Consider the following 7,754-nt stretch of genomic DNA (forward strand, 5'->3'; position numbering starts at 1 on the left):
CCCGAACTGCTGATCCTGGACGAGGCCACCGAGGGCCTGGCGCCGCTGATCGTGGCCGAGATCTGGAAGATCATCCGGCAGATCCGCGCCAGCGGCATGTCCACCCTGATCGTGGACCGCAACTACCGCGCGGTGCTGGAACATACCGACCGCTGCCTGGTGATGGAAAAAGGCCAGATCGTGCAGGACGGAGACAGCGCGTCGCTGGCCCGGCAACCGGAACAGTTGACGCGCTATCTGGGGGTATAGATCAGGCAGGCTCCACAGCGTCCAGTACCGTGACGGCCGCCGCTTCCAGCACCACGCTTACGTCGGCCCCTGGATGCAAGGCCGGAAGACCAGGCGCACCGGCGACCAGCTCCAGATACAGCGGCGTGCCGCGAGGAGTGCGCAACAGGTAGTTGAGCAGGTTGCCCGCATAGCTGAGCGCTTCGACCCTGGCCTGCAAGCCAGGATGTCCCGCAGGCGCCAGGCGCAACTTGTGTGGCCGTACCACCAGACGCACACTGTCCCCGGCGGCGTGCACGCGGCTGACGACACCCGCCTGTAGCGTTCCCCCCTCGTAGTCCACCGCCACGCCGTCCTGGTCCACGGACCGCACCGTGCCTTCCAGCACATTGCTGCGGCCCAGGAACTCCGCCACGAACAAGTTCGCCGGCCGCTCATAGAGCTCCGCAGGCGAACCGATCTGCGCGATGCGGCCCTGGTTGAAGATCACAATACGGTCCGACATGGACAAGGCCTCCTCCTGGTCGTGCGTCACGTACAGGAACGAGGCGCCGGACTCCTTGTTCAACTTGCGCAGTTCCCATTGCAGATCCGCGCGCAGCTTCTTGTCCAGGGCGGATAGCGGTTCGTCCAGCAGCAGCGCGTCGGGCCGGTATACCAGCGCGCGCGCCAGCGCCACGCGCTGCTGCTGCCCGCCCGAAAGCTGCCGGGGATATCTTGCCGCGTAGGCGCCGAGCTGCACCTGCTCCAGCGCGGCGCGGGCGCGGCTGCGCGCCTCGGCCGCGGATACTCCGCGTATCGACAAGGGGAACTTCACATTCTGTTCCACCGTCATGTGGGGAAACAGCGCATATCCCTGGAACACCATGCCGAAGCCCCGCTCCTCGGGCTGACGCCGCGTGATCGGTTCGCCCCTGTGGAAGATCTCGCCCGCGCTTGGCGCGACAAAGCCAGCGATCGACATCAGGGTCGTCGTCTTGCCGGATCCCGACGGGCCCAGCAACGTGAGGAATTCACCCGGAGCCAGCGAAAAATCGACGCCATCCAGCGCTACCGTGGCGCCGAACAGTTTGCGCAGCCCCTGCACGCGCAGCAAGGGTTCAGATGAAGAAAGAGATCGATTCATGGGGATTCCCGCTTTCCTTTCCGGTGCGCGAGCAAGCGCTCGACGCACAGGCAAATGAAGGTGATCAAGATCATCAGAGTGGCCACGGCCGCTATGGTCGGATCGACGTTCTCGTTGATTCCATCCCACATCGCGCGTGGCAACAGATAGACGTTGCGCGTGGTGATGAAGAGCAGCACGACCAGTTCGTCCCAGGACACGATGAACGCGAAGATCGCGCCCGAGACGATGCCGGGCCGGATGCCGGGCAGCGTCACGCGCCGCAGGACTTGCAGGGGCCGCGCACCCATGGAACGGGCCGCCTGCTCCAGGCGCGGATCGAAATTGGCCAGGGCCGATCCCACCGACACGAACACGAAGGGCGTGGCAGCCACGATATGCGCCAGCACCACGCCGGTGTAGGTATCCAGCAAGCCCAGGTCGATGTACAAGCGGTAGTACGCCAGCGCGCCCACAATGGTGGGCACGATCAGCGGCAGCAAGGCAAGCATGCGAACCAGGCCCCCCATGCGCGCACCCAGCTTCCATGCACCAATGGCGGCCGCGCAACCCAGCGCGGTGGCGGCCAGCGTGGAGACCGCCGAGACCGCGACGCTCTGCAGCAAGCTATCGCGCCAGACCGGGCTTTCCAGCAGTTGCCTGTAATGTTGCAGGGACCAGGATTCCGCCGGAAACGACAGATAGCTGCGGTCGGTAAACGAAACGGGAATGACCACCAGCGCCGGCAAAAACAGATAGGCTAGCACCAGTGCCGCGCCCAAGGCCGCCGCCGCGAACCACCATGAAGGACGTATGCTCATGGCGCACCGAACAGGGAAGGAACGCGCACACAGCGCGACATCAGAATCAAGCTCAGCACCACGGTGACCAGCAAGGCGCTGGCGAATGCGGTCGAGATCCCCCAGTTCATGGTTTCGCTGATGCCGAACTCGATGTACTGGGCCACCATCACGGTCTTTCCTCCGCCCAGCAGGGCCGGCGTGATGAAGAACCCCAGGCAGAAGATGAAGACCAGCACCGCCGCTGCCAACACGCCCGGCAGGGACAGCGGCAGGTACACGCGCAGGAAGGTCTGCACCGGTCCGGCTCCCAGCGCGCGCGAGGCCGCCATCAACGACCGGTCCATGCCCAGCATGTTGGTCAGCATCGGCAACACCGCGTAGGGAATCATGTAGTGCACCATGCCGATCAGCACGCCGGTCTCGTTGCGCAACAGCGCCAGCGGCCGGTCGACCACTCCCAGCGCCATCAGCGTCGCATTGACCACGCCCTCCTTCGACAACAACAGAACCCAGGCAAACGCCCGCACCAGCACCGACAACCAGAACGGCACCAACAGGCATATCGTCATCCAGCTTCGCACCTGCTCAGGCACGTTGGCCATGACATAGGCCACCACATAGCCCAGCGTCAGGGCAATGACCGTGGTCCAGATGCATACCCTGGCCGTGGTGGCCATGATCTTCAGATAGAGCGGTTCTGTGAACAGCGCCACATAATTGCCGATGCCCGCGACGGGCTCGGTGAAGCTGATCGCCAGGATGCGCAGGACCGGCAGCAGGAACAAGCCTCCGACCAGCAACACCACGGGCAGGACCAGCACTGCGGGAAGCGAGCGCTGCATGGGGTCAGTCCTCCTCGGGCAATTGATCCGCCCATGACGCGAGCGGCGAACGGAACACGGTGCGTCCGCCCACCAGCGTGGCGCGCACCGCGGTGTCGCGGATCTGGTCCGCCGGAATGCGGTACAGGTCGCGGTCCAGCACGATCAGGTCGGCCAGCTTGCCGGGCGCCAGCGTGCCCTTGCTTGCCGCCTGGCCTTCGGCCAGCGCGGGATTGACGGTATAGCAGCGCATGGCCTCGTCCACCGAGATCGCCTGGGCCGCGCCTATTTCTGCCCCCGAGGCCGTCTTGCGCGTCACCATGGACCACATGCCCAGGAAGGGATTGCGATCGCACACGGGGGCATCGGAATGCCCGCAAACCAGCACGCCCCGATCCAGCATGTCGCGATGCGGCCATAGCCATGGCCAGTCGGATGCAGGCCGGTTGCGCAGGTAGGCGTCGCCCAGGTTGTAGGCGAAGCCCGCGGCGGACGAGTCGATCACGCCCAGCCTCGCCATGCGTTTCTGGATGGCGGGCGGCGCGCAGCAGCAATGCTCGATGCGCGGCGGCACCGCGCCAGGATACCGCGCGAGCGCCTGTTCGAACGCATCCAACGCAAAGTCGATGCCGCGATCGCCGTTGCCGGTGGCGGCCGCCTGCAGGCCCGCGCCCATGACCCGCTCCACCTTGAATGCAAGTTCCTCGGCCGAGAAATTCACGTCGCCGAATTCTGGCGAGCCAGCCGCGACGTCCTGCACGGCATAGGGTTGGTAGTAGGCCGCCGTGCGGCCGCTGGTGCTGCCGTCCGATCCATACTCGACACCCAGCAGGCGCAGGTAGTCGTCGCCAAAGCCGAAGCGCACGCCTGATCCCAGCACGTCCTCCACCAGGGCTTCGTCGCGTCCGTTCAACATCATGCCCACGCGCACGGGCAAGCGTCCCGTCGCGTGCAGATACCGATAAGCCTGCATCGCCAAGGCGCTGGTCAGCGCATTGTGCACACTGGTGATGCCCAGCCTCGCCATCTCGCCGAAGATCGCGGGATAGCCCGAGAGATAGTCCTCCACCTCGTCGCCCGCCGCGATATGCGTGGTGAACGCGAATACCCCTCGGCCACGCGCCATGCCCTCGGCCGCATTCAGGCAATGCTCCGGAACCGTACGCGACAGGCCGCTGGCCACCAATCCTTCGAATGCGGCCCTGCTGGCCACGCCGACCTGCGCATCCCGCCGCAACAGGAACACCGGCCGCCCCGGCGCCGCCGCGTCCAGCGCCGCGCGCGAGGGATAGCCGCCGATATCGTGCTCGTCCAGGCGAAAGCCCAGATACCAGGCGCCGGCAGGCGTCTGGCGATGAAACGCCGCGACGCGCTGGAGCAGCGCCGGCAGCGTAGCGATGCCGCAAAGATCGTCCCACCGCCCCGCCTTGACCGCTTGCCCGTCAGGGTGGCAATGGCTGTCGTTGATTCCTGGCATGGCAAAGGCGCCACCCAGGTCTATGCTCGACGTGCCGGGTCCGGCCAACGCCAGGCAATCCGCGTCCGTGCCGGCGCCGATCACGTACCCGCCCCGTATCGCCAGCGCCTGCACGATGCCCAGGGATCCATCCAGCGTGGCGATGCGGCCGCCATGCAACACCATATCCGCGTATGCGTTCATGCTGGCGGCTCAGCCCGTGATGACTTTGACGTATTCGTTGTAGATGCGGTCCTGGTTCTCGCCGTGCCAGGTCGCATCCGCCACGATCTGCAGACGGAAATTGTCGTCGTCAGTGGGGTTGTCCTTGCGCAGTTCCGGCGGCACCAGCGCGTTGGCCGCAGGGTTGGCGGGCCCGTTGCCCATCAGCCGCAACAACTCGATCTGGCTTTCCGGCGATTGCGTCGAGGCGATGAAGTCGAACACCTTGCGCCCGGCCGGGTTGCCCTTGGGCACCAGCCAGCCAGCGGGAATCAGGACGCCCTGGTTCCAAGTGAAATCGATGGTAGAGCCCGGCTCCCGCCGCATCACGGTCGCGCGCGTATGCCACACCAGTCCCATGCTGGCCTCGCCCTGCCGCAGCAGCTGCTGGCTCTCCGCGCCTGTCTTCCAGAAGATCGCGTGCTCCTTGATCGCCGCAATCTTGTCCAGCGCGCGCTTCTCGTCAATGGGATAGATCTTGGCCGCATCCGCGGGCACGCCATCGGCCATCAGCGCGGCTTCGAGCGAGGCCAGCACGCGATCCGGCAGGATGCGCGTTCCAGGGAAGTCCTTCGTGTTCCAGAAATCGGCCCAGGTCCTGGGCACGCGATCGCCGAAGGCCTTCTTGTCATACGCCAGCACAAAGCTGTAGATGAAATGCGAGATCCCATACTCGCTGCTGAAGCCAGGCCGCACCTTGTTGCGGTCCACGACCGTGTAGTCGATGGGTTCCAGATAGCCGCGCTTGCCCAGCGAATGCGCGGCGGCAAGATTGGCATCGCACACGTCCCACACCACGTTCTTCGATTCCACCATGGTGCGGATCTTGCCGAACGAGGGGCCGGTTCCATCGAATTCGACCTTGGTTCCGCTCGCCTTTTCAAAGGGCTTTCCCCATACGGTGGGCTGGTGCTTGATGGCGTCCCCGCCCCAATTGCAGACGACGATCTTGCCCGCACCGGCGCGCGCGCGGCCCAGCGGCAACATGGCAGACACGCCTGCCGCGCCCAGCAAGGCCAGCAACTGGCGGCGACGCGCGGAACTCAATGAGGGATCGCTCAGCGCAAGGCGCGCCGCATCGGTCAGGCAAGGGTCTTGCGTAGGCGTCTTCATCGGCTTGTTCCTGTTGGGGATGGGGAGCGGGCATGATGACGGCGCCATTTCTTTCATGCAATATATGAGCTTTGCACCTATCCGTACTTCCCCTAGGCCCTCTTGCTCATGAGCCCTCGCTCGCATCTCGGACTGGCCAGATCCCACGAACCGCGCGAACCCAGCTTCGCGCAGTTGGGGGTGTTCAACGCCATCATGATTTCAGGCTCCGTGTCGCGCGCGGCGAAGCTGTTGGGCATGACGCAATCCGCAGCCAGCAAGATGCTGCGCCAACTTGAGGACGACACGGGCCTGCTGCTCTTCGAACGCGCGCATCAGCGCCTGGTGCCGACGCCGCAAGCGCTGCGGCTGCAGGAAAGCGTGGAACATCTCTACGGATCCTATGGCGTGGTGCAGCGCCTGATCGGCAGTCTCGCCAATCCGGACCACGGTAACGTCACCGTAGCCGCCATCCCCACGCAGGCAGCGACCTTCATTCCGCAAGCGGTCAAACACTTGCGCGAACGCCACCCGGGCATCACCGTCACGTTGGAAATCCTGGCCAACCAGCCTGTCGTCGACCGCGTGCTGAACGGGCAAGCGGATTTCGGCCTGGTGCATGACATCACCGCCTCGCCCGACACGCATAACGAAGATCTCGGCCCGCAGCACCTGGTCTGCGTCGCCGCTCGCGGCCACCGCTACGCCAGCCTGGATCATGTCACGGCACAGGATCTGAAATCCGAGACCTTCCTGTCATACGGCCCGCAAACGAATTTCGGGAGTTTCCTCGAGATCGCGTTCTCCGAGGCGGGCCTGCACATGCCGGTTTCGGTCGAGGTGACTTCCTCGGCCGCGCTGCTGGCGCTGATACGCGCGGGCGTGGGCGTGGGCCTGGTCGAGCCCGCCGCCATCGTGCCTTTTCCCGAAGACCAATTCGTGGTCAGGCCTTTCCGCCCCAGCCTGCTGATCCACTCGCGCATCGTGCGCTCGCGCATACGGCCGCTGACGCGGCACGCCGAACTGCTGCTCGACGAATACCGCGCCGTCATCGCTGCGCCCCAGCCCGGCTATTTCCTGGACTGAGGCGCGCGGGCCTCTCAGATCACCGCTTCAATTAGGAACGGGCCGCGGCGCTTCAGGCCTTCCTGCAGCGCGCGCGCGAATCCTTCCACCGTATCCACGCTGACCGCTTCCACGCCCATGCCGCGCGCCAGATGCGTCCACTCCAGGTGCGGCTCCTGCAAGTCCAGCATGCGGCGGGCGTTGCGGCCCGGTTCCTGCACGCCCACGTTCTTCATCTCGCCGTGCAGCGTGGCGTAGGAACGGTTGGCCAGGATCACCGTCAGGCAGTCGAGGTTTTCGCGCGCCTGCGTCCACAGCGCCTGCAAGGTGTACATGCCGCTGCCGTCGGCTTGCAAGGTGATGACCTTGCGGTCCGGGCAGGCGACCGCGGCGCCGGTCGCCATGGGCAAGCCGATACCGATGGCGCCGCCGGTCAGCATCAGCCAGTCGTGCGGCGCGCTGCTGGCGCTGTAGATGGGGAATTCGCGGCCTTGGGTGATGGACTCGTCGCAGACGATGGCCTGCTCCGGCAGATGGTGCGCGACCAACACGTTGACGGCGGCGCCAGTCAGCTTGCCGGACTGCGGCACCTCGTAGTTGGCCGGAGCCGCAGCCAGGCGCGGCGCGTCGCGGGCGATGCCCAGCTCGTCGGCCAGCCATTCCAGCGCACGCGCCAGATCCTGCTCCGGCGTACCCAGCACCACCTGCTTGCAGTCGGGCGGCGCCAGCAGGCTGGGCTTGCCCGGATAGGCAAAGAAGCCGACCGGCGCCTTCGCGCCCACCAGCACCAGATGGCGCACATCCTTCAGCTTGGCCACTGCCAGGTCGATCGGATACGGCAGGCGGTCCACCGGCGTGCGCGACCCGCCGCGCTCGATGCGACGGTTCGAGGTTTCCGACACCAGCCGCACGCCGGTGGCGCGCGCGATGCGGCCGGCGGCGTTCAGCGCACGCTCGCGCAG

The 7,754-nt window shown here is 65.8% G+C and carries 7 protein-coding genes and 1 pseudogene; 2 read left to right on the forward strand and 6 right to left on the reverse strand.

Annotated elements, in window-relative coordinates; genetic code table 11:
* Window positions 1–249: pseudogene (locus VIR09_RS30205) on the forward strand (ABC transporter ATP-binding protein); the annotation flags it as partial.
* Between the two features lies 1 nt (window position 250).
* On the opposite strand, the gene VIR09_RS30210 reads toward VIR09_RS30205, so the two are convergent.
* The 5 genes from VIR09_RS30210 to VIR09_RS30230 are packed head-to-tail and all read right to left on the reverse strand — an operon-like array spanning window position 251 to window position 5,748.
* Window positions 251–1,354, reverse strand: a complete 1,104-nt coding sequence (locus VIR09_RS30210) for an ABC transporter ATP-binding protein (RefSeq protein ID WP_332016220.1) — start codon at window positions 1,352–1,354, stop codon at window positions 251–253.
* On the reverse strand, window positions 1,351–2,154 hold the full coding sequence (locus tag VIR09_RS30215; protein WP_332016221.1) for an ABC transporter permease: 804 nt from the start codon (window positions 2,152–2,154) through the stop codon (window positions 1,351–1,353). The genes VIR09_RS30210 and VIR09_RS30215 overlap by 4 nt, the downstream gene beginning before the upstream one ends.
* Window positions 2,151–2,978, reverse strand: coding sequence for an ABC transporter permease (locus VIR09_RS30220; RefSeq protein WP_332016222.1), 828 nt, complete (start codon window positions 2,976–2,978; stop codon window positions 2,151–2,153). Before VIR09_RS30220 ends, VIR09_RS30215 begins: the two co-directional genes overlap by 4 nt.
* 4 nt (window positions 2,979–2,982) lie before the next feature.
* The gene (locus VIR09_RS30225) at window positions 2,983–4,617 is read right to left on the reverse strand and encodes an amidohydrolase (RefSeq protein ID WP_332016223.1); all 1,635 of its coding nucleotides are present in this window, start codon (window positions 4,615–4,617) and stop codon (window positions 2,983–2,985) included.
* A gap of 9 nt (window positions 4,618–4,626) precedes the next feature.
* A complete protein-coding gene (locus tag VIR09_RS30230) occupies window positions 4,627–5,748 on the reverse strand; it encodes an ABC transporter substrate-binding protein (protein ID WP_332016224.1) in 1,122 nt (373 codons plus the stop codon).
* A gap of 108 nt (window positions 5,749–5,856) precedes the next feature.
* On the opposite strand from VIR09_RS30230, the gene VIR09_RS30235 reads away from it, so the two are divergent.
* Window positions 5,857–6,813 (forward strand): LysR family transcriptional regulator, encoded by a 957-nt coding sequence (locus tag VIR09_RS30235; protein ID WP_332016225.1) that lies wholly within the window; start codon window positions 5,857–5,859, stop codon window positions 6,811–6,813.
* A gap of 14 nt (window positions 6,814–6,827) precedes the next feature.
* On the opposite strand, the gene VIR09_RS30240 is transcribed toward VIR09_RS30235, so the two are convergent.
* The coding region (locus tag VIR09_RS30240; protein ID WP_332016226.1) for an acetolactate synthase large subunit at window positions 6,828–7,754 on the reverse strand (927 nt) is incomplete at its 5' end.

This window comes from Achromobacter sp. (genome assembly GCF_036567245.1).
Lineage (GTDB): Bacteria > Pseudomonadota > Gammaproteobacteria > Burkholderiales > Burkholderiaceae_B > Achromobacter.